Below are 21,850 nucleotides of genomic sequence, written 5' to 3' on the forward strand. Positions count from 1 at the left end.
TTCCTGGATAAGGTGGGGCTGTGACTTCTGAGACTCCCGTGCAGACCCCAGCCGCTGCTCCGCGTCCACCTGCCGTCGCCCCGCTCGCTGAGGGCCTGCGCGCCGAGACCTTTCCCGTCGTGGCCGATGCGGACGGCAAGGTCAGTGATCCCCGGGTAGTCGCCTTCACCCGTGGCGTGGGCCAGGGCTTCTATGAGCGGTGGTCCTCCCAGGAGGAGACGGACCGCTGGGTCGGTGCCCTCACGGCGGACGGTCAGCGGCTCACCGCGGTCTATGTGGACCCCGGCTTCTCGGGCCTGGAGCCCTGGGGCGAGACTCTCGAGCGGCTCGGGCATGGACCCGAGCATCCGGTGGGGACGTTCGCCGAGTGGGACAAGACGATCAACGCCGGCGGTCCCGATCTGCTGCCCGCCCGGCTGATCTCTGCGGTCACGGTGAACCCGGGCTTCCGACGTCGGGGGATCCTGGCGCACCTGATGACCTCCCGGCTGGCCGCGGCGGTGGATGAGGACATGCCCCTGGCCGCACTGACGGTCTCCGAGGGCGGCATCTATGGGCGCTTCGGCTATGGGGCGGCCACCCGTGAGCAGCGGATCCAGGTGAACGCGACTCCTGCCGGGGACGGGTTCGCCCTGCGCACCCCGCCCACCGGGACCGTGCTGACCGTGGACCCCACGCGCCTGGGAGAGACCCTTGAGGAGGTCTTCGCCGCCCAGCACGTGGGGACCCGCGGTTCGGTGGACCGTCACGAGGCCACGCGAAAGTTCGGCACCGCCCGGTGGAGCCCTGACGACGTCAGCTCCTGGAACCGTGCCGCACGGGCGGTGGTGCACGTGCGCGAGGACGGGGAGGTGGGAGGCTGCGCGGTCTTCTCCTTCGACGGCTGGGACACCGACCCGCCCACTCTGCGCGTGATCGACATGATCGCGGTGGACGCCGCCAGCCGGATCGAGCTGTGGCGGCACCTGACGAGCATGGATCTGATCCAGCGCGTCGTGCATCGCCAGGCGCCGGTGGAGGATCCGCTCGCTCAGGCGCTCGTGAACCCGCGTGCGCGCGAGGTGACCGGAGGCCAGGATGTGCTCTGGATCCGTGTGCTCGACGTGGTGCGCTGCCTGCAGGCCCGCGAATGGGCCGCCGACGGGCAGATGCGTCTGCGGGTGGAGGACCGCCTCGGCATCATCGACGGCGACTACCGGGTGAGCGTGCGTGCGGGTCTGGCACAGGTGGAGCAGCTGGAGCCCGTCCGGACGGGCCCGGGATCCGTCCAGGAGGAGGCGCCGGCCCTGCGTGTCGATGCTGAGACGCTGGGCACGCTGCTGTTGGGCGACGTCTCCCTGCGCACGCTGCACGCCGCCGGCCGCGTCACGCTCGAGTCTGCCGGGGAGGCCGATCTGCGTCGGCTGGCGGCCAGCTGGGACCTGCCCACCGCGCCGCACTGCGCCACGCACTTCTGACCCGCCCCAGACGTCCGCCGACCGGCCGGAGGGCCCGGTTGAACAGGATTGCGCGGGGAGTATAGACTGGGCGGGCGCGTTCTGCGCACAGAGTCGATCCAGACCTCTGACACAGATCCTGTTCGGCCCTGACGCCCCTGGGCGCCCGGGCCCGCAGCATGTCATTCGTCCTTCGCTCAGTGCATCAGGAGAACCGTGCACTGACCAGTCAAGCAAACGATCCATATCGGAGCCCCTACTACATGACCACCACCGCAACCGCCCCACAGGTCGCCATCAACGACATCGGCACCGCCGAAGAGTTCCTCGCCGCCGTCGACGAGACCATGAAGTACTTCAATGACGGCGACCTCGTGGAGGGCACCATCGTCAAGGTCGACCGTGACGAGGTCCTCCTCGACATCGGGTACAAGACCGAGGGCGTCATCCCGTCCCGTGAGCTGTCCATCAAGCACGATGTCGACCCGGACGAGGTCGTCGCCGTCGGCGACCAGGTGGAGGCTCTGGTCCTCACCAAGGAGGACAAGGAGGGGCGCCTGATCCTCTCCAAGAAGCGCGCCCAGTACGAGCGCGCCTGGGGTGACATCGAGCGCATCAAGGACGAGGACGGCGTCGTCTCCGGCACCGTCATCGAGGTCGTCAAGGGCGGCCTCATCCTCGACATCGGCCTGCGCGGCTTCCTGCCCGCCTCGCTGGTCGAGATGCGCCGTGTCCGGGACCTGGCTCCGTACATCGGCCAGGAGATCGAGGCCAAGATCATCGAGCTGGACAAGAACCGCAACAACGTGGTCCTGTCCCGCCGTGCGTGGCTGGAGCAGACCCAGTCCGAGGTCCGCTCCTCCTTCCTCAACAAGCTCGAGCGCGGTCAGGTCCGCACCGGCACCGTCTCCTCGATCGTCAACTTCGGCGCCTTCGTGGACCTGGGCGGCGTCGACGGTCTGGTGCACGTCTCGGAGCTGTCCTGGAAGCACATCGACCACCCGAACGAGGTCGTCGAGGTCGGCCAGGAGGTCACCGTCGAGGTCCTCGAGGTGGACATGGACCGTGAGCGTGTCTCGCTGTCCCTGAAGGCCACCCAGGAAGACCCGTGGCAGACCTTCGCCCGCACCCACGCGCTGGGCCAGATCGTGCCCGGCAAGGTCACCAAGCTGGTGCCCTTCGGCGCGTTCGTCCGCGTGGAGGACGGCATCGAGGGTCTGGTGCACATCTCCGAGCTGGCCGTCCGCCACGTGGATCTGGCGGAGCAGGTCGTCTCGGTCGGCGAGGAGCTCTTCGTCAAGGTCATCGACATCGACCTCGAGCGTCGCCGGATCAGCCTGTCGCTGAAGCAGGCCAACGAAGGTGTCGAGCCTGAGGGCGAGGAGTTCGACCCGGCGCTGTACGGCATGGACGCCGAGTACGACGACGAGGGCAACTACAAGTACCCCGAGGGCTTCGACCCGGAGACCAACGAGTGGATGGAAGGCTTCGAGGAGCAGCGCGCCGTCTGGGAGGCCCAGTACGCCGCGGCTCAGGAGCGGTGGGAGGCCCACAAGAAGCAGGTCGCGGCCGCCATCACCGCCGACGCCGAGGCCGCCGCTCAGGCGTCCATGGGCGGAAGCAGCTCGTCGTCCTCTTCATCGAAGTCCGAGCCCGCGCCGTCCAACTACTCCTCCTCGCAGCCGACGGAGGACGCTGGCACCCTCGCCTCTGACGAGGCGCTGGCGGCTCTGCGCGAGAAGCTGACCGGCAACAGCTGATCCTGAGCATCTGCTGAGCCGCTGAAGGCCCCGTGCCACCCTCCGGTGGGGCGGGGCCTTCGCCGTGTCCGGGCTGATCTCGTCAGTCGGGCTTCGTCGACTCCGTGACGGTGAACTTCGGATTGCGAGCCAGCTGGCGGGTGGGCCCCACCTCGCGCTGCAGCATCAGACGATGCCGCAGATGCGAGTTCCACACGCAGAGCAGCTTCCCACCGGGCCTCAGCACGCGCCCGACGTCGGAGAAGAGCCGGTGCGCGACCGAGGGGTCCACCGCGTTGCCCCGGTGGAAGGGCGGGTTCAGCAGAATGGTGGACACGCTTCCGTCCTCCCAGGAGGACAGCGCGTCGTCGTGCACCGTGCGTACCCGGTCGGCGACGCCGGCCGTCTCCGCGGTGCGACGCGTGGAGGTCACGGCCGAGGCGGACTGGTCCACCGCCACCACCTGCGCCCGGGGATCACGGAGCGCGGCCCAGGCGGCGATCGTGCCGTTGCCGCATCCGAGGTCCAGGACCTCCCCGCCGTGGGGGAGCAGCTCCCCACCCGCGTCACCTGCGAGGGTGGACAGCAGGAACCGGGTGCCGGGGTCCAAGCTCGTCCCGCCGTAGACCGCGCCCTCGGCACAGAGCGTCAGATCCTGGTCCAGCCCCAGGTCGGTGACGTCCCGGTGTGTGTGGCGGCGCGGGAACGGGGCCTCTCGTCCGCGGCGTGGGCCGCGGGCGGTGATCACCCGGGCCTTGCCCCGCCCGCGTCCGGGGACGACATCCGTGAACTGAGCAGAGAGCACGTCGTTCATCGAGCGGGTCATGTGCTTGTCTCGGCCTCCGGCCAGCAGCACCACGTCCTCGGCCGCATGTTCGGCCACCGTCCACGCCCAGTCGGCGAGGGTCTCCAGGGAGCGGGGGAGCGGCATCAGCACCGTGTGCGCTCCAGCGAGCAGCTCGGCGGTCACGCCGGGGCCACGAGTGATGGCGCCGAGCTCAGCGGAGAGCCCCAGTCGGGCGGCGTTGGCCACCAGGGCGATCTCGGCGCCGCGGGTGTCCTGGCCGACGCGGAGCAGCTGGGCGCTGGGCTGAGGGACCCCGGCCAGCAGACCCAGGGTCAGCGCGCCCCAGCGGTCATCGATCACCGCGATGTCCCGGGTGGGGTGCCCGGCGGAGAACCAGGCAGCGGCGGTGTCCAGCAGGAGCCTGTCGGCCGCATCGGCGCCGGGGGCCTCGGGCGGATGCTGACGCAGCGGGGCCAGGATCTGATCCTGGCTCAGTGCTGACGCGACGACCTCGGGAGTCCGGCCTGCCGGCAGCGGAGGGCCATGCTGATCCTCAGGAGTCACGGGTGTCATGGGCGTCATAGGTGTCATGGAAGGAGCTCCAACCAGCCGATGCCGTCATCCTGGAGGGCGGCCCGCCCGGAGGTCAGCTGGGCCAGCCGCGCCTCCAGGGCCGCCAGGTCCTCGGCGGTGTCATCCACCGCCAGGCGCAGCTGTGCGGCTGATCCGGCCCCGTAGTCGGTGCCCAGCACCTCGACTCCTGTGGCGCGCAGCTCGTTCTCCCACCGGCCCACCACTGCCACAGGGGCGGAGAGGCGCACCTGCCGCATCCTTCGGCGGCGGCGCAGCAGCCCCCGGGACTCGGCCTGTCGGACCGCGGCCACCACCGAGTCGGAGTAGGCGCTGACCAGGCCCCCGGCGCCCAGCAGGTTGCCGCCGAACCAGCGGACGACGACGGCGACCGCATCCGTGAGGTCCTGGCGGCCACCGGGCATCGCGGCATGGGTGAGGGCTTCGAGCATCGGCGCCCCGGCGGTGCCGGAAGGTTCGCCGTCGTCGTTGCCGCGGCGGATCTCCTGGACAGGTCCGATGACCCAGGCGCTGCAGTGGTGCCGGGCGGAATGATACTCGCGGCGCAGGCCGTCGACCACAGCCTGGGCGTCGCCCACGGTCTCGGCGCGGCGCAGCACGGTCAGGAAGCGGGACTTCCGACGCTCCAGCTCGACGACGACGTCCGCGTCCTCGGCGAGGACGGTGCACAGGCGGCCGGCGCGGGGGGAGGTCATCGTCCATCAGTCTAGAGGAGCCCCTGGGCCCACCTGTTGCACAGGAAGTGAGCAGCCGGCTCCCAGGAGATATTCGGGAGATGATCACGATGCAATCACGAACTGCGTTCTGTTCGCTCCATGATCCTGGACCCTTCCCGTGATCGGAATGAGACTTCCCTGCACTGGCCGTCGAGAGGGCGGGGTCGTAGAGTGTACGCATTCACCTGGAGCTACACGCCGTGCCAGGTCAACACGTGAAAACAATGGCGTTTTCTCATACGGTGTGTGAAACGTTCCGGAACGCCGCGACCCGGCGGACCGGAGACACGGCAGACCCACGAAAGGCACCCTCATGCTCGAAAGGTTCCACGACCTCTTCAGACTGCGCACGAGCCCTGTCGTGTTCTTCGTCTCGGCGGTGATCATCCTCGGGTTCGTGGTGCTGACCCTCCTGATGCCGACCGGCATGGGGGAGTTCTTCGGCACCGCTTCCGACTGGATCTACTCCAACCTGGGCTGGTTCTACGTCTCAGGTGTCACGGTGTTCCTGCTCTTCCTGATCTATATCGCGCTGGGGCGCTTCGGGCGCATGCGACTCGGCCAGGATGACGAGACGCCGGAGCACTCGGACGTCTCCTGGTTCGGGATGCTCTTCGCCGCCGGGATCGGGACCATCCTGATGTTCTGGGCGGTGGCGGAGCCGGTCAACCACTTCGCGAATCCGCCGCGCGGGATCTCCGCCGAGGAGGCTTCGGAGATCGCCCAGGGCGGCGGTTCGGTGGACCCGACGACCGTCGTCGGAGGGACCGCCGAGGCGGCCTCCGAAGCGATGGGCTTCACGCTCTATCACTTCGGCCTCCACACCTGGACGATCTTCACCCTGCCGGGCCTGGCCTTCGCCTACTTCATCTACAAGCGCAACCTGCCGCCGCGGGTCTCCTCGATCTTCCAGCCCATCATGGGGGAGAAGATCCACGGCCCCCTCGGCAAGGCGATCGACATCCTCGCCATCGTCGGCACCGTCTTCGGCGTCGCCGTGTCCATCGGTCTGGGCACCATGCAGATCAACTCTGGGCTGGCCGAGCTCTTCGGCATCGAGGAAGGGGCGCTGTCGCAGATCATGATCATCGCGGCGGTGACGATCGTCGCCCTGATCTCCACGCTGCTCGGGGTGAACCGAGGGATCAAGCGGCTCTCGAACTTCAACATCTGGGTGGCTGTCGCTCTGCTGGTCTTCATCCTCATCACCGGGCCCACCATCTACCTGCTGCGCGGCATGATCGAGTGGACCGGCGTCTACGCGACGATGCTGCCGGAGCTGGCCTTCTGGAACGACACGATGGCCGACACCGGCTGGCAGAACGGCTGGACGATCTTCTACTGGGCGTGGACCATCACCTGGTCGCCCTTCGTCGGCATCTTCATCGCCCGAATCTCCCGGGGCCGCACGGTCCGCCAGTTCGTCGCGGGCGTGCTGGGCCTGCCGACGCTGTTCACGATCGTCTGGTTCGGGATCTGGGGGACGGGCACCTTCGACATCGAGATGGAGGGCGACGGCGGCCTCGTCGACCGGGTCGTCGGCGACGGGGACATCCCGGGGGCGCTGTTCGCCTTCCTCGGGGACTTCCCTCTGGTGACCGTCACCTCCGCAGTGGCGATCATGCTGGTCTCCATCTTCTTCATCACCTCGATGGACTCCTGCGCCCTGGTGCTCAATGACATGTCCAGCGGCTTCGAGGGCAAGGTCCCCGCCCATCAGAAGGGCTTCTGGGCCGTGGCCATCGGGCTGATCGCTGCGATCCTGCTGACCGCCACCGGGGACGGCGGGCTGGAGGCGCTGCAGAACGTGGCCATCGTGCTCGGGCTGCCCTTCTTCCTGCTGGGCTACCTGATGATGTTCAGCCTGTCCCGGGCGATGCGGGAGGACGCCGGCGAGATCGGACTGCTGCGCACGCGCCGGTGGCTCAAGACCCTGCCTCCGGAGGAGTACGAGCGGCGCATGGAGGAGGCCGACGAGACTCTGGTCCAGGCCGTGGTCGCCCCCGACTTCCAGGAGGGCACCCAGCCGGAGGGTGCACCGGAGGTGGAGCACGTCGAGCAGCCGGAGATCGTCGAGGAGTACCGCATCCGCACCGGCGAGACGGCAGTCGTGGACCCGGCCGATTCAGGAAGGTTCCCGCCTCGGCAGGGATGAGCCGCGGCTCGGCCGAGCCTCGGAGCCCCGCTGCGCCTCGCCCCGTTCACCGCGGATCGAGGCGCAGCGGGGCTCCGTCGCGGGGGACGTTGGTGATGTTCCGAAGCCGCGTGCGGGACGGGCGCTCGGCGACCGGGTCGGTTCGGAGCAGCACTTCGCGGAGCACCTCGGCCGCCTCCATCTGGGCGAAGGCGGCGCCCAGGCAGCGGCGGACCCCGCCGCCGAAGGGGACCCAGGCGCCAGGGTCCAGGGATCCGTCGAGGAATCGTTCCGGGCGGAAGTCCTGTGGGGCGGAGACATGCCGGGGATCCTGCTGAGTCAGCATGATCGCCGGGGCGACGGTCACTCCGGCAGGCAGCGTCCAGCCGCCGATCGTCTGCTCGCTGCGCAGTGTGCGGGCCACGAAGTCGATGATCGGATGAAGGCGGAGGGTCTCCTTGAGGCAGGCCTCCAGGAAGTCGTCGTCGCCGTCGTCTGCGGCCTGGCGGGCGCGCCGGCGGACCTCCGGGCGGCGGCCGAGCTCATGGAGCGTCCAGGCCAGTGCGGAGGCGGTCGTCTCGTAGCCGGCCAGTACCAGGGTGACCAGCTGATCGCGCAGCTGCGCGTCGTCCAGCCCGGCACGGATCAGCATCGAGAGCACGTCTGATCGCTCCCGGGCCTCCGGCGCCTCCGGCGCCTCCGGCGCCTCCGACTCTCGACGCCGTTCGGCGATCTCCTCGGCGACGAGCCGGTCCACGGCTTCGAGGTTCCGCCGCTCGGCCCGCCAGGGCGGGAGTCCGCGCAGCCGCGGGTACAGCCACCCCAGGGCGACCACCGGTCCGACCTCCACCAGGCGCAGCAGCCTCGGTCGCAGCCGGTTCAGCCGTTCAGAAGCGGTCACGCCGAGGACCACCTGGAGCATCACCTCCAGGGTCACCGCACTCATCCGCTCCAGCGTCGCCACCGTCCGGCCCGTCCGCCAGGTGGAGACCTCCTCCACCACCAGGCGGTGGACCGTCCTGCGATGGTCGCGCACCGCTCCGGGGGAGAACGCCGGCATGAGGCTGCGCCGCAGCGCGCGGTGGTCCTCGCCGTCCGTGAGCATCACGGAGCGATCCCCCATGGCCGCACGCAGCACTTCGTTGCCTCCTGCCCCGCTGAACTCCCAGGAGTCTCCGGCGAAGATCTCCCGGATGTCCTCCGGGTCCGAGAAGAGCACCAGTGTCTGCGGCCCGGGAAGCAGCCGGAGGGTCACGGTCGGTCCGTAGCGGTCCTGCAGCCGAGGGAAGCTGCGCAGACGTGCGCCGTAGGTCATCAGAGTCTGTGCGACGGCCGGCAGCCGCGGACCGGGAGGGAGCATCATGCCGGGATTCTTGCATAGACTCGGACCATGACCGGCAGCTCCACCGCCCGCCCGACGAATTCCGGACCCGCATCCGGACCTGACGCCCCGCAGACCCTGCTGGTGGGTCTGACCGGTGGCATCGCCTCCGGAAAGTCGGCGGTGTCGGCGCGGATGGCCGAGCGGGGCGCCCTCGTGATCGACGCGGACGTGCTCTCCCGATACGCCCTGCAGCCAGGCGGCGCGGCGCTGGCCGAAGTCGTCGAGGCGTTCGGCGAGTCGGTGCTCCAGCCCGACGGGGCCCTGGATCGGGCAGCGCTGGGGGCGGTGGTCTTCGGGGACCCGAAGGATCGGGAAAGGCTCAACCGGATCGTCCACCCGCGGGTGCGTCAGCAGGCACGGGCCCTGCGTGAGCGCGCCGAACCCGGAAGCATCATCGTGGAGGACATCCCGCTGCTGGTGGAGACCGGGCAGTCCGACCGCTTCGACGTGGTCGTGGTGGTCCGGGCCCCGCAGAAGGAACGCATCCGCCGCATCGTGGAGGATCGGGACAGCACCGAGGCTGATGCCCGGGCGCGCATCGAGGCGCAGGCCACCGATGCGCAGCGGGTCGCGGCCGCTGACGTCGTGCTGGACAACTCCGGCACGCTGGAGGAGCTCCACGACCAGGTGGACGACCTCATGGACCGGCTCCTGCGCCCCGACCGCGGCGGCCTGGCGGGATGAGCTCCACCGCACTGTGACGGGGGCAGAGGATCGAAGACATCTTCGAGGCGACGCGATAGGCTGTCCTGGGCGGGCCGGAGCTCCGGCCCGCGGCATCCACGAGACGGGAGGCGAGGGAACGATGTCTCTGGCACCGAAGATCAGCCGCACCGTGGCACCGTTCGAGGTGATCAGCCCGTTCCAGCCTTCCGGGGACCAGCCGAAGGCGATCGAGGAGCTGGCCGAACGCATCGAGGGCGGTGAGAAGGACGTCGTGCTGCTGGGAGCCACAGGCACCGGCAAATCCGCGACGGCGGCGTGGCTGGTGGAACGCATCCAACGGCCCACGCTGATCCTGGTGCAGAACAAGACCCTGGCCGCCCAGCTCGCCAACGAGTTCCGCGAGCTGCTGCCGAACAACGCGGTGGAGTACTTCGTCTCCTACTACGACTATTACCAGCCCGAGGCCTACGTCCCGCAGACGGACACGTTCATCGAGAAGGACTCCTCGGTCAACGAGGAGGTCGAGCGGCTGCGCCATTCGGCGACCAACGCCCTGCTCACCCGCCGTGACGTCGTCGTGGTCGCCACGGTCTCCTGCATCTACGGCCTGGGCACACCGGAGGAGTACATCGCGCAGATGGTGCCGGTCCGCCGGGGCGAGGCGATCGACCGCGACGAGCTGCTCCGCCGCTTCGTGGCCATGCAGTACGCGCGCAATGACACGGACTTCCACCGCGGCACCTTCCGGGTGCGGGGTGACACCGTGGAGATCATCCCTATGTACGAGGAGCTCGCTGTGCGCATCGAGTTCTTCGGCGACGAGATCGAGGCGATCTACACCCTCCATCCGCTCAGCGGCACGGTGGTGCGCGAGGAGGAGGAGATGTACATCTTCCCCGCCAGCCACTATGTCGCCGGCGACGAGCGTATGGCGCGGGCGATCACCGCGATCGAGGACGAGCTGCGCGAGCGGCTGAAGGAGCTGGAGTCCCAGGACCGGCTGCTCGAGGCGCAGCGGCTGCGCATGCGCACCACCTACGACCTCGAGATGATGCAGCAGATGGGCTTCTGCAACGGCATCGAGAACTATTCGCGGCACATCGACGGGCGTCCCGGGGGGTCCGCCCCGCACTGTCTGCTGGACTACTTCCCGGACGACTTCCTGCTGGTCGTGGATGAGTCGCACGTGACGATCCCGCAGATCGGCGGCATGTACGAGGGGGACATGTCGCGCAAGCGGACCCTGGTGGAGCACGGGTTCCGCCTGCCTTCGGCGATGGACAACCGTCCGCTGAAGTGGGACGAGTTCCTCGAGCGGATCGGGCAGACCGTCTACATGTCGGCCACGCCCGGCCCCTACGAGCTCGGGGTCTCCGACGGCGTGGTGGAGCAGATCATCCGTCCGACCGGTCTCATCGATCCGGAGATCGTCGTCAAGCCGACCAAGGGACAGATCGACGATCTGCTCGACCAGATCCGCTCCCGGACCGCGCGCGACGAGCGGGTGCTGGTCACCACACTGACCAAACGGATGGCCGAGGACCTCACCGAGTACCTGCTCGACCACGGGATCAAGGTGGAGTACCTGCACTCCGACGTGGACACCCTCAAGCGGGTGGAGATCCTTCGCGAGCTTCGGCGAGGCACCCACGACGTCGTCGTCGGCATCAACCTGCTGCGTGAGGGCCTGGACCTCCCGGAGGTCTCGCTGGTGTCGATCCTTGACGCGGATAAGGAAGGTTTCCTGCGCTCGGCCCGGTCGCTCATCCAGACCATCGGTCGCGCGGCGCGCAACGTCTCGGGGCAGGTGCACATGTACGCCGACCGGATCACCGACTCCATGCGCCAGGCCATCGACGAGACCGACCGGCGCCGGCAGATCCAGCGGGAGTACAACACGGAGCACGGGATCGATCCGCGCCCGCTGCAGAAGCGGATCGCGGACATCACCGACCAGCTCGCCCGCGAGGACGCCGACACCGCCGACCTGCTGCAGGGCATGGGCGGTCTGGCCACCGGTTTCGAGTACGGCAAGGGTCATCGCGGCTGGACCGGATTCCAGAAGGACGGCGACGGTTCCGCCGAGGGCACGCCGGCGGAGTCCGGATCCGCAGCATCGACGACCCCGGCCACCGACCTGGCCGACCTGATCGAGCAGATGACCGGACAGATGCACCATGCCGCCGAGGAGCTGAACTTCGAGCTGGCCGCCCGGCTCCGTGACGAGATCGGGGATCTGAAGAAGGAGCTGCGGCAGTTCAAGAAGGCGGGGCACGACTGAGCCGCAGGACTGGAGCCGACCGACGAGCACCGGGAGGCCTCGGGTGTACGATGGTGTTCTGCGTGAGGGAGTATCCGTCAGCGCTGTGAACGTCAGCACGCGGGTCGAGGTCGATCCGCCGGGCACAGCGATCCGAAGCCGTCAGGGCGCCGGGTGGAGAGACTCACGAGGACCGTCCACATCCTCGTGATCGTCGAAAGGACTCCCTGCCGTGGAGATCACACCCCTGGTCTGGGGACTCACCATCCTGCTGATCGTCGGACTGCTCGCCTTCGACTTCGTCTTCCATGTGCGCAAGGCGCACATCCCCACCATCCGCGAGGCGGCCGTCTGGTCGAGCATCTACATCGGTGCCGCACTGGCCTTCGGGCTGGTGTTCCTGGCGATGGGCGATCCCACGCTGGCCACCGAGTACTACGCCGGCTACGTGACCGAGAAGGCGCTCTCGGTCGACAACCTGTTCGTGTTCCTGGTGATCATCGCCAGCTTCAATGTCCCCCGCGAGGACCAGCAGAAGGTGCTCCTCTTCGGGATCGTCTTCGCGCTCATCGCCCGCACCGCGTTCATCCTGCTCGGCGCCGGGCTGATCCACGCCTTCAGCGACGTCTTCTACCTGTTCGCCGGCATCCTGCTGCTCACCTCCGTGCAGCTGCTGAAGAAGGGCTCGAGCGGGACGGACCCCGCCGAGGAGGCGGACAACATCATCATCCGGCTGGCCCGCCGGTTCCTCCACACCACCGAGCACTACGACGGTGACAGGCTCATCACCCGGGTGGACGGCAGACGGATGCTCACCCCGATGCTGCTGGTGATGGTCGCCATCGGCGGCACCGACATCCTCTTCGCCGTGGACTCCATCCCGGCGATCTATGGGCTCACCCAGGAGCCCTACATCGTCTTCGCCGCCACGGCATTCTCGCTGATGGGGCTGCGTCAGCTCTACTTCCTCATCGACGGGCTGCTGGACCGCCTGGTGCACCTCTCCTACGGGCTCGCCGTGATCCTCGGGTTCATCGGCGTGAAGCTCCTGCTCCACGCCCTGCACGAGAACAACCTGCCCTTCGTCAACGGCGGCCAGAACGTGCCGGTGCCGGAGATCCCCACCGGGATCTCCCTGGCCGTGATCCTGGCGGTGCTCGCCATCACTGTGGCGACCTCGCTGCTGTCACCGGCCGGGCGGGCCTCGCGCGCGGCACGGGACATCGAGGGCACGGAGCCCGTCCGGCGCGGCTGAGGCGCCGGCGCCCGCCACCCGTCGTGCTCAGTCGATCCGGGCGTGGACTCCGCGTCCGTCGGCGGTCGCCGCTGAGTCCTCGTCCTCCTCAGGGGAGGGCACCAGCGGCGGCGGGGCGTCGGTGCGGTGCAGCAGCTCGCGCAGGATGCGAGCGCCGTCGTCGTGCAGGCCGTCGTGATGGTGCTCCGCAGTCTCCCAGACGCTGAGACCGGCCACCTGCGCCGCGGTCTCCAGGGACAGCTCCCGCGCCACGTAGACATCGTCACGGTAGACCGCGGCGGCGGCCGGGACGGTGTTCCTGGCCAGTCGGTCGGTGTCATAGAGCGGGGCCCAGTCCTCGACGGCGGCGAGCCGGTCGGCGGCATCGGCCAGCGGGGCGAGCACCGGGTCCAGCGCCACATGATGGCGCAGGATCATCTCCCCGGTGAGGAGCGGAGACTCCGCCGCGGGGGAGAACTCGGGGTGCTCCTCGAGGATCCGTTCCGCCGCCCACCCGGTGGCGCCCCGCCCCTCGGTGAGGTCGGCGGGCTGTCCGTAGATGGACTCGTGCATCAGCGCGTACATCGGAGCTGCGGCGAAGGAGATCTGCTGGTGGACGGCGCTGAGGAACGTGTCGGAGAGGACGTCCGGCCCGGCGGCGTCGAAGGCCTCCTCGAGCAGGAAGTGCAGCAGGTCGGCGCGCGTGTTGCCGCCCAGCAGCATTCCGAGCATCTGGAGGCGAGGGACGGTCAGCGGGGAGCCGTCGGGCAGCCGCACCTCGTGGCGACGCAGATGGTCGACCACCTCATCCAGCCGCTCGCGGTCCTCAGGGAAGCGGGAGAAGTGCTCCCGGTTGCGGGCGGCCATCTTCGTGTAGGTGGCGCGATAGACCTGGTCGGCGTGGCCGGTCAGCGGGGCCAGGCCGCCGGTGATCAGCGCCCTGTCCAGCGACTCCGGGAAGGCGGACAGATACGTCAGGGTGCAGAAGCCGCCGAAGCTCTGGCCCAGCACGCTCCAGGACCTCAGCCCCAGGTGGCGGCGGAAGGCCTCGGCGTCACGGACGATGGAGTCGGCACGGAAGTGTCGCAGATGCGCGGCCTGCTCCGCGGGTCTGCCACGTCGCAGCACGTGGTGTCGCGTCAGCGGCGTGGACAGCCCGGTGCCGCGCTGGTCGAGCATCAGGATCCGGAATCGACGTCCGGCCTCCTGCATCCAGCTGGGAAGCCGGGCCGGGCGCACGCCCTTGCCGCCGGGGCCGCCCTGCAGATACAGCAGCCACGGCATCCGTGAGACCTGTTCCGGGCCGCGCTCCGCAGCCTCGGCGCTGACGAACTCCCGGGCGAAGAGCTGGAGCTGCTCGGCCCCGGGATCGGCATGGTCCAGCGGAACCTGCAGTCGATGCTCCACCAGTCGTGTGCCGTCGAGCAGTGTGCGGGCGGGGGAGGGGGTGTGGTGCATCCTGGCTCTCTCTGCTGACCGGTCACGGGTCCGCCGGGCGGCGGCTCCGCCCCCGCGGCCGCGGACCGCCGGGGGAGGACGATGGGAGCTGACTCGGGCGAGATGGCCAGCTCCCACCGAGGGATCAGTGTGTCATAGGCCACAGTCGCCGGTCACGCCGCGAGGACGTCGACGCCGGCCGGGTCACTGGGCGGGGTCACTGGCCGGGGTCACTGGGCGGGGTCACTGGGCGGGGGCCTCCTGGAGCTCGCCCACATGATCGACGAGCACCACCGGCGTACCGACCTCGTCCGAGGCCGCCAGGTCGATCCAGGCGTGGATGCCCCAGTCGTGGTTCCCGTCGGCGTCGTCGAGGACCTGCACCGCCCGCCAGAACCCGGCGCGACCGGCCGGGGCCTCGTCGAGGCGGATCAGTGCGGGACCGCGGGAGGAGCCATCGGTGAAGACATCGTCGTAGACGTCGAAGAAGGTGTCCATCGCCGTGCCCCAGCGGCCGGCGTCCCATCCGGACTCGCCGTCGAGCTGTTCCAGCTCCCGCTCCTTCTCATGGGCGAAGAGCTCCGCGCGGAGGAACATCGAGTTGCGCACCATGACCCGGAAGGCCCGCACATTGTGGGTCACGCCCTCCGGCTCGGCCGGTGCGGCATCGGTGAGGTCGAGATCCTCGGCGGTCGCATCCTCTGCACCGGAGGCCAGTCGCTCCCACTCCTCGAGCAGCGAGTTGTCGGTCTGACGGATCATCTCGCCCAGCCACTCCACGAGGTCCTCGAGTCCTTCGGTGACCTTCTGCTGGGGAACGGTCTGGCGCAGCGCCTTGTAGGCGTCCGTGAGGTAGCGCAGCAGCACGCCCTCCGACCGGGAGAGCTGGTAGTGGTTGATCATGTCGGTGAAGCCGAAGGCTCGCTCCACCATGTCGCGGACGACCGCCTTGGGGGCGAGCTCGTGGTCACCCACCCAGGGGGCGGAGGTGCGGTAGACCTCGAACTGCTGGGTGAGCAGCTCGCCCAGAGGCTGCGGGTGGGTCATCTCGTCGAGGATGCGCATCCGCTCCACATAGTCGACCCCCTCGGCCTTGAGCTCGGCGATCCTCTCCGACTTCAGCTTCTTCACCTGGGCGCCGGTGACCTGGTAGGGGGTCTCGAGGATCGCCTCGATCACGGAGATGACGTCCAAGACATAGGTGTCGGACTCCGGATCCAGCAGCTCCAGGGCCGCCACGGCGAAGGGCGCCAGCGGCTGGTTCAGCGCGAAGTCGTCCTGCAGGTCCAGGGTGAGGTCCACGGTGCGGCCATCCTCATCCGGCTCCTCCAGGCGCTCCAGCACCCCGGCGGTGAGCAGCTCGCGTAGGATTTGCAGCGCCCGGCGCTGCAGCATCGCCTGCCGCACCGGGGTCTCGTCGGAGCTGAGGATCAGCCGACGCATCGCCAGGATCGGGTCTTCGGGCCGCTGCAGCAGCTGGAGGATCATCGCGTAGCTGATCTGCATCCGCGAGACCATCGACTCCGGGGAGGCCTCCGTGAGGCGCTCGAAGCTCTTCTCGGACCAGCTGACGAACCCATCCTGGGGCTTCTTCTTGCCCGCCGAGCGGATCGCCTGGGCGACCTTCTTCTCGTCATCGCCGTGCTTGGCGCGGGCCTTGCGCAGCGCCTGTTCGTTCTCGATCACGTGCTCGGGCGCCTGCACCACGACCCGGCCTTCGGTGTCGAAGCCGGCCCGGCCTGCGCGCCCGGAGATCTGGTGGAACTCGCGGGCGTTGAGCTGGCGGGTGCGCTGGCCGTCATACTTGCTCAGCGCGGAGAGGAGCACCGTGCGGATGGGGACGTTGATCCCCACGCCGAGGGTGTCGGTGCCGCAGATGACCTTGAGCAGGCCCTCCTGGGCGAGCTGCTCCACCAGACGTCGATACTTGGGCAGCATGCCTGCGTGGTGCACACCGATCCCGGATCGCAGCAGCCGGTTCAGCACCTTGCCGTAGCCCTTGGCGAAGCGGAAGGTCTCCAGCCGCTGACGGATGAGCTCCCGCCCCTCCTTGTCCACCACGTTCAGCGAGGCCAGTCCGGCGGCACGTTCTGCGGCCTCGCGCTGCGAGAAGTGCACCACGTAGACCGGCGCCTGCTCCCCGGCGACCAGCTCCTCAAGTTTGTGCTGCAGCGGGGTCATCGAGTACTCGAAGTGCAGCGGCACCGGCCGCTGGGCTGAAGAGACGGTGACGACGTCGCGTCCGGTCCGCTCGGCGATCTGCCGCTCGAAGCGGCTCGTGTCGCCCAAGGTGGCCGACATCAGCAGGAACTGCGCCCCGCGGAGCTCCAGCAGCGGGACCTGCCAGGCCCAGCCACGCTGCGGGTCGGCATAGAAATGGAACTCATCCATGATGACCGGGCCGACCTCAGCCTGGGCGCCGTCGCGCAGCGCCTCGTTCGCGAGGATCTCGGCGGTGCAGCAGATGATCGGAGCGTGGGCGTTGACCGCGGAGTCACCGGTGACCATGCCGACGTTCTCGGCGCCGAAGGTCTCCACCAGGGCGAAGAACTTCTCCGAGACGAGCGCCTTGATGGGGGCGGTGTAGACGCTGCGCTCCCCGCGGCTGAGTGCGAAGAAGTGGGCCGCGGTCGCGACCAGCGACTTCCCTGAGCCGGTCGGGGTGGCCATGATGACATGACGCCCGTCGGCCAGCTCCAGGACGGCGTCCTCCTGGGCGGGGTAGAGGGTGATGCCGCGCTGGGCGGCCCAATCGGTGAAGGCCTCCACGAGCTGAGAGGGGTCGGGAGCGTCGCCGTCGGAGGGGGCGGGACGCAGAGTGTCGAGTCGAAGGGCCGCCACTACCAGCCGCGCTCCCGCCACTGGGCGAGCTGCGGCCGCTCGGCGCCGAGCGTCGTGGGGTCGCCGTGCCCGGGATGGATGACCGTGTCATCAGGGAAGGCTTCGAAGAGCCTGGACTCGACGTCGTCGATGAGCGAGGCGAAGTCCGCATCGCTGTCGGTCTTGCCGACGCCTCCGGGGAACAGCGAGTCGCCGGTGAAGATGTGGGTGGGTCCGTCCTCGACCGGATAGACGAAGGCCACCGAACCAGGGGTATGGCCGCGCAGCTGGATGACGTCCAGGCCGATGCCGTCGTACTCGACGAGGTCGCCGTGGGCCAGACGACGATCGATGCGCACGCCCTGCGCCTCCTCGACGGCGTGAGCGTCATCCTCTCCCGCAGCGGTCTCCACGCCCTGGGCCACTGCGGAGAGCGCGCGGACGTGGTCCCAGTGCCGGTGCGTGGTCAGCACAGCCCGCAGCTGGGGCGCGCAGGGCGTGTCCGCGGCGGCCGCGGCCAGCATCGCGCGGATCGCCTCGGCGTCGTCGGCGGCATCGATGAGCACCTGGACCCCCGACTTCTTCGCCGTGAGCAGGTAGACGTTGTTGCTCATCTCGGAGACCGCGATGCGGCGGACGGTGATCGCCGGGAGGTCGTGGATCAGTGAGCTGTCGGTGGCCATGAGGGACAGTCTATGGTCTGCTCTCGCTCAGATGCCATGACGCCGTCGGGCCTCCCGCCGCCTCGGGCCTGCGGCCGCCGGTCGCACCGCTGAGGACGCCGCCGAGCACAGCGTCCAGGGCGGTGCGCAGGCCGGCGGCATCCTCGACGACGATCTCGGCCCCGGCCTCCTCGAGCTCGCCGACGGGCGCGTATCCCCAGCGCACGCCGATGCACGGGATGCCGTGGGCCTGGGCGCCCTCCACGTCGAAGACGCGGTCGCCGACCATCGCCCGCGGCACGGGCTCCGTCCCCAGGTTCTCCGTCCCCACGTTCAGGGCCTGCAGCGCGGCCGCGAGGATGGGCCCCTTGCCGCTGTGCGGGATCGACTCGTCCGGGTGGGAGCCTGAGATGACGTCGAAGGCCGTCGCCAGGTTCTGGACCTCCAGGAGCCGCTCGGCCAGCGGCTGCGGCTTGGAAGTGGCCACGGCGAGGGCCGCTCCGGCCGCGCGCAGCTCGACGAGCAGCTCACGGATCCCCGGATAGACGGTGGAGGCGGCCATGCCTCGCGCGAGGTACTCCTGTCGATAGTGCTCCACGATGCCGGGCAGCTGGGACTCACGAACCTCGGGCAGCGAGAGCAGGCTCTCGGCCAGCGGCGGACCGACCATCGCGTCCAGGACCGCGGGCTCCGGGACAGGGATGCCGTGGGCCTTCAGCGCGGCGGCGATCCCTCCCGTGATGGCACCGCCGGGGTCCACCAAGGTGCCGTCGAGGTCAAAGAGCACGACGGCGGCGGGTGTCGGCGCGGGGGCGTCGGGAGGCGTGGGGGCATCGGTGCCGGAAGCGGGCGTCAGGTCGTCCATGCCCCCATCCTCTCAGCACCGAGGTCGGGGCTCCGGTGCCGTGGTCGGTCCACCAGGATCGAATATTTGTTCGATCGCGAAAACGGGCATAGACTGGTGCGCGTGTCTGAGCGATTTGCCGAGGTCCACGGCGCAGTGATCGAATCCGTCGACGACTATTACAGCCGGGGTCAGCGCCGGAAGGCCGGCGCCAACGGGACGATCGGTCGTGCCGAGGTGGACCGCATCGTGGTCCAGGGGGCGCGCGAGCACAACCTCCACGACGTCGCCGTGGAGCTGCCCCGCAACGCGTTCATCGTCTTCACCGGGCTCTCCGGGTCGGGGAAGTCGTCCCTTGCCTTCGACACGATCTTCGCCGAGGGTCAGCGCCGGTACGTCGAGTCGCTCTCGGCCTACGCGCGCATGTTCCTCGGGCGGGTGGACAAGCCCGACGTCGACTTCATCGAGGGGCTCTCCCCGGCGGTCTCCATCGACCAGAAGTCCACCTCGCGGAACCCTCGCTCCACGGTGGGCACCGTCACGGAGATCCACGACTACCTGCGCCTGCTCTGGGCGCGCATCGGCGTGCCCCACTGCCCGGTCTGCGGCGAGACCATCGAGCGGCAGACCCCGCAGCAGATCGTGGACCAGATCCTCGACCTTCCCGAGCGCTCCCGGTTCCAGGTGCTGGCACCGGTGGTCCGCGGTCGCAAGGGCGAGTTCAAGGACCTCTTCCGGGACCTCGCCGGCCAGGGCTTCGCGCGCGCCGTCGTCGACGGCGAGACCGTCCAGCTCAACGAGCCGCCGGTCCTGGAGAAGCAGATCAAGCACCACGTCGACGTCGTGGTGGACCGCCTCGTCATCCGCGAAGGGATGCGCCAGCGGCTCACCGACTCGATCGAGACCGCGCTGCGGCTGGCTGAGGGCCGCGTCGTGGTGGACCTGGTGGACCTCGCCGCCGACGGGACTCCGGAGGATCCGGAACGGGTCCCCGAGGGGCTCGTCGGCCCGAAGCAGCGCAGCTTCTCCGAACACCTGGCCTGCCCGAACGAGCACCCGCTGCCCATCGATGAGATCGAGCCGCGCTCCTTCTCCTTCAACTCGCCGTTCGGCGCCTGCCAGACCTGCTCCGGCATCGGCTCCCGGCTCGAGGTGGATGAGGAGCTCGTCATCCCTGACGACACCCTGTCACTGCAGGACGGAGCGATCGCGCCGTGGAACCGCGGCAAGGCCTCCAGCGAGTACTGGATGCGGCTCATCCGGGCCCTGGCGGAGGAGCTCGAGTTCTCCGTGAACGTCCCCTGGCAGGAGCTGCCGAAGAAGGCACGCACGGCGCTGCTGCAGGGGCGCAACCACAAGGTCGTGGTGCAGTACCGCAACCGCTTCGGCCGGGAGCGCAAGTACTCCACCGGCTTCGAGGGCGTGCTCTCCTACCTGCACCGTAAGTATGAGGAGACCGAGTCGGACAACGCCCGGGACCACTACGAGCAGTACATGCGGCAGGTGCCGTGTCCGGCCTGCGACGGTCAGCGGCTGAACCCGGCCTCCCTCTCGGTGCTCATCGAGGGGCGCTCCATCGCCGAGGTCTCTCGCCGGCCGCTCGAGGAGGTCGTCGAGTTCTTCGCCACGCTCAGCCTCTCGGCGCGGGACGCCACGATCGCCGAACAGGTCCTCAAGGAGATCCTGGCTCGGCTGAACTTCCTGCTCGACGTGGGCCTGGGCTACCTCAACCTGGAACGCGCCGCCGGCACGCTCTCCGGCGGAGAGGCCCAGCGCATCCGGCTGGCCACACAGATCGGCTCCGGACTCGTGGGCGTGCTCTACGTGCTCGACGAGCCCTCCATCGGCCTGCACCAGCGTGACAACAGCCGACTCATCGGAACGCTCACCCGGCTCCGGGATCTCGGCAACACGCTCATCGTCGTGGAGCACGACGAGGACACGATCGCCGAGGCCGACTGGGTCGTGGACATCGGCCCGGGAGCGGGGGAGCGCGGCGGTCGCATCGTGCACTCCGGCTCCGTGGAGCGGCTGAAGGCCAATGAAGACTCCATCACCGGGGACTATCTGGCGGGCCGCCGGACCATCGCCGTGCCCGCACAGCGGCGCCCGCTCGACACGGAGCGCATGCTGCGCATCGTCGAGGCCCATGAGAACAACCTGGCCGAGGTCAGCGTGGACCTCCCGCTCGGCGTCTTCCTGGCGGTCACCGGAGTCTCCGGCTCGGGCAAGTCGACCCTGATCAATGAGATCCTCTACAAGTCTTTGGCGAATCGGCTCAACAACGCCCGTCAGGTGCCGGGCCGTCATCGTCGGATCGACGGGGTCGACCACCTCGACAAGGTCATCCATGTCGACCAGAGTCCGATCGGGCGCACCCCGCGCTCGAATCCGGCCACCTACACCGGCGTGTTCGACCACATCCGCAAGCTCTTCGCCGAGACCCAGGAGGCCAAGACGCGCGGCTACCAGCCGGGGCGGTTCTCCTTCAACATCAAGGGAGGCCGCTGCGAGGCCTGCTCGGGCGACGGGACGCTGAAGATCGAGATGAACTTCCTCCCCGACGTCTACGTCCCCTGCGAGGTCTGCCAGGGAGCCCGGTACAACCGGGAGACCCTGGAGGTCCACTACAAGGGCAGGAACATCGCCGAGGTCCTCGCCATGCCGATCGAGGAGGCCGCTGAGTTCTTCTCCGCGTTCGCGCCGATCGCCCGGCACCTCACCACCCTGGTCGACGTCGGACTGGGATACGTGCGCCTCGGTCAGGCGGCCACCACGCTGTCCGGCGGTGAGGCTCAGCGCGTGAAGCTCGCGTCCGAGCTGCAGAAGCGGTCCAAGGGTCGCAGCATCTACGTGCTGGACGAGCCCACCACCGGTCTGCACTTCGAGGACATCCGCAAGCTCCTCGGTGTGCTGCAGGGCCTGGTGGAGAAGGGCAACACCGTGGTGACGATCGAGCACAACCTCGATGTCATCAAGTCTGCGGACTGGGTCATCGACCTCGGCCCGGAGGGTGGCACCGGGGGCGGACTCATCGTCGCCGAGGGCACGCCGGAGCAGGTCGCCGAGCACGCCGAGAGGACCGGATCGCACACCGGGACGTTCCTGCGCACGGTGCTGTGACCTGCGGCCCGGGCCGG

The 21,850-nt window shown here is 69.1% G+C and carries 13 protein-coding genes and 1 pseudogene; 7 read left to right on the plus strand and 7 right to left on the minus strand.

All coding sequences use genetic code 11. The features are described from left to right. The first annotated feature begins 20 nt into the window (after positions 1 to 20). On the plus strand, positions 21 to 1,457 hold the full coding sequence (locus tag HNR09_RS13960; RefSeq protein ID WP_179542587.1) for a GNAT family N-acetyltransferase: 1,437 nt from the start codon (positions 21 to 23) through the stop codon (positions 1,455 to 1,457). Between the two features lie 242 nt (positions 1,458 to 1,699). Next, positions 1,700 to 3,196 (plus strand): 30S ribosomal protein S1, encoded by a 1,497-nt coding sequence (gene rpsA / locus HNR09_RS13965; protein WP_179542588.1) that lies wholly within the window; start codon positions 1,700 to 1,702, stop codon positions 3,194 to 3,196. 82 nt (positions 3,197 to 3,278) lie between these two features. Here rpsA and HNR09_RS13970 read toward each other — a convergent pair whose 3' ends face one another. Beyond that, positions 3,279 to 4,544 (minus strand): class I SAM-dependent methyltransferase, encoded by a 1,266-nt coding sequence (locus HNR09_RS13970; RefSeq protein ID WP_246348855.1) that lies wholly within the window; start codon positions 4,542 to 4,544, stop codon positions 3,279 to 3,281. A 5-nt stretch (positions 4,545 to 4,549) separates the two neighbouring features. Beyond that, the gene (locus tag HNR09_RS13975) at positions 4,550 to 5,248 is read right to left on the minus strand and encodes an IMPACT family protein (RefSeq protein WP_179542589.1); all 699 of its coding nucleotides are present in this window, start codon (positions 5,246 to 5,248) and stop codon (positions 4,550 to 4,552) included. 334 nt (positions 5,249 to 5,582) lie between these two features. Here HNR09_RS13975 and HNR09_RS13980 point away from each other — a divergent pair, with 334 nt between their 5' ends. Next, complete coding sequence (locus tag HNR09_RS13980; RefSeq protein ID WP_179542590.1) at positions 5,583 to 7,424, plus strand: BCCT family transporter; 1,842 nt, start codon at positions 5,583 to 5,585, stop codon at positions 7,422 to 7,424. 46 nt (positions 7,425 to 7,470) lie between these two features. On the opposite strand, the gene HNR09_RS13985 is transcribed toward HNR09_RS13980, so the two are convergent. Beyond that, positions 7,471 to 8,766, minus strand: coding sequence for a cytochrome P450 (locus HNR09_RS13985; protein WP_179542591.1), 1,296 nt, complete (start codon positions 8,764 to 8,766; stop codon positions 7,471 to 7,473). A gap of 27 nt (positions 8,767 to 8,793) precedes the next feature. On the opposite strand from HNR09_RS13985, the gene coaE reads away from it, so the two are divergent. The 3 genes and pseudogenes from coaE to HNR09_RS14000 form a co-directional block, all read left to right on the plus strand. Continuing rightward, positions 8,794 to 9,471: a dephospho-CoA kinase gene (gene coaE, locus HNR09_RS13990; RefSeq protein ID WP_179542592.1), complete on the plus strand. Its 678-nt coding sequence runs from the start codon at positions 8,794 to 8,796 to the stop codon at positions 9,469 to 9,471. A 121-nt stretch (positions 9,472 to 9,592) separates the two neighbouring features. Beyond that, positions 9,593 to 11,734 (plus strand): excinuclease ABC subunit UvrB, encoded by a 2,142-nt coding sequence (uvrB, locus tag HNR09_RS13995; protein ID WP_179542593.1) that lies wholly within the window; start codon positions 9,593 to 9,595, stop codon positions 11,732 to 11,734. Positions 11,735 to 11,945: 211 nt separating this feature from the next. Continuing rightward, a pseudogene (locus tag HNR09_RS14000) lies at positions 11,946 to 12,926 on the plus strand (TerC family protein); the annotation flags it as partial. Between the two features lie 69 nt (positions 12,927 to 12,995). Here HNR09_RS14000 and HNR09_RS14005 read toward each other — a convergent pair. From HNR09_RS14005 to HNR09_RS14020, 4 genes are all read right to left on the minus strand, one after another. Continuing rightward, positions 12,996 to 14,405 (minus strand): alpha/beta fold hydrolase, encoded by a 1,410-nt coding sequence (locus HNR09_RS14005; protein ID WP_179542595.1) that lies wholly within the window; start codon positions 14,403 to 14,405, stop codon positions 12,996 to 12,998. 222 nt (positions 14,406 to 14,627) lie between these two features. Further along, a complete protein-coding gene (locus HNR09_RS14010; RefSeq protein ID WP_378936837.1) occupies positions 14,628 to 17,225 on the minus strand; it encodes a DEAD/DEAH box helicase in 2,598 nt (865 codons plus the stop codon). Continuing rightward, a complete protein-coding gene (locus HNR09_RS14015; protein ID WP_179542596.1) occupies positions 17,225 to 17,887 on the minus strand; it encodes an MBL fold metallo-hydrolase in 663 nt (220 codons plus the stop codon). The genes HNR09_RS14010 and HNR09_RS14015 overlap by 1 nt, the downstream gene beginning before the upstream one ends. 10 nt (positions 17,888 to 17,897) lie before the next feature. Then, entirely contained in the window at positions 17,898 to 18,731 is an 834-nt protein-coding gene (locus HNR09_RS14020) for an HAD hydrolase-like protein (protein WP_179542597.1), read from the minus strand. Positions 18,732 to 18,947: 216 nt separating this feature from the next. On the opposite strand from HNR09_RS14020, the gene uvrA reads away from it, so the two are divergent. Next, complete coding sequence (uvrA, locus tag HNR09_RS14025) at positions 18,948 to 21,833, plus strand: excinuclease ABC subunit UvrA (protein WP_343047590.1); 2,886 nt, start codon at positions 18,948 to 18,950, stop codon at positions 21,831 to 21,833. The last annotated feature ends 17 nt before the right edge of the window (positions 21,834 to 21,850 follow it).

Source organism: Nesterenkonia xinjiangensis (assembly GCF_013410745.1).
In the GTDB taxonomy this organism is placed as follows: domain Bacteria; phylum Actinomycetota; class Actinomycetes; order Actinomycetales; family Micrococcaceae; genus Nesterenkonia; species Nesterenkonia xinjiangensis.

Excerpts from the sequence above, each read along its gene's own strand:
- rpsA (WP_179542588.1), top strand. The coding sequence starts at position 1,700 with ATGACCACCACCGCAACCGCCCCACAGGTCGCCATCAACGACATCGGC.
- HNR09_RS13970 (WP_246348855.1), bottom strand. The coding sequence starts at position 4,544 with ATGACGCCCATGACACCCGTGACTCCTGAGGATCAGCATGGCCCTCCG.
- HNR09_RS13975 (WP_179542589.1), bottom strand. The coding sequence starts at position 5,248 with ATGACCTCCCCCCGCGCCGGCCGCCTGTGCACCGTCCTCGCCGAGGAC.
- HNR09_RS13980 (WP_179542590.1), top strand. The coding sequence starts at position 5,583 with ATGCTCGAAAGGTTCCACGACCTCTTCAGACTGCGCACGAGCCCTGTC.
- HNR09_RS13985 (WP_179542591.1), bottom strand. The coding sequence starts at position 8,766 with ATGATGCTCCCTCCCGGTCCGCGGCTGCCGGCCGTCGCACAGACTCTG.
- coaE (WP_179542592.1), top strand. The coding sequence starts at position 8,794 with ATGACCGGCAGCTCCACCGCCCGCCCGACGAATTCCGGACCCGCATCC.
- uvrB (WP_179542593.1), top strand. The coding sequence starts at position 9,593 with ATGTCTCTGGCACCGAAGATCAGCCGCACCGTGGCACCGTTCGAGGTG.
- HNR09_RS14005 (WP_179542595.1), bottom strand. The coding sequence starts at position 14,405 with ATGCACCACACCCCCTCCCCCGCCCGCACACTGCTCGACGGCACACGA.
- HNR09_RS14015 (WP_179542596.1), bottom strand. The coding sequence starts at position 17,887 with ATGGCCACCGACAGCTCACTGATCCACGACCTCCCGGCGATCACCGTC.
- HNR09_RS14020 (WP_179542597.1), bottom strand. The coding sequence starts at position 18,731 with ATGGACGACCTGACGCCCGCTTCCGGCACCGATGCCCCCACGCCTCCC.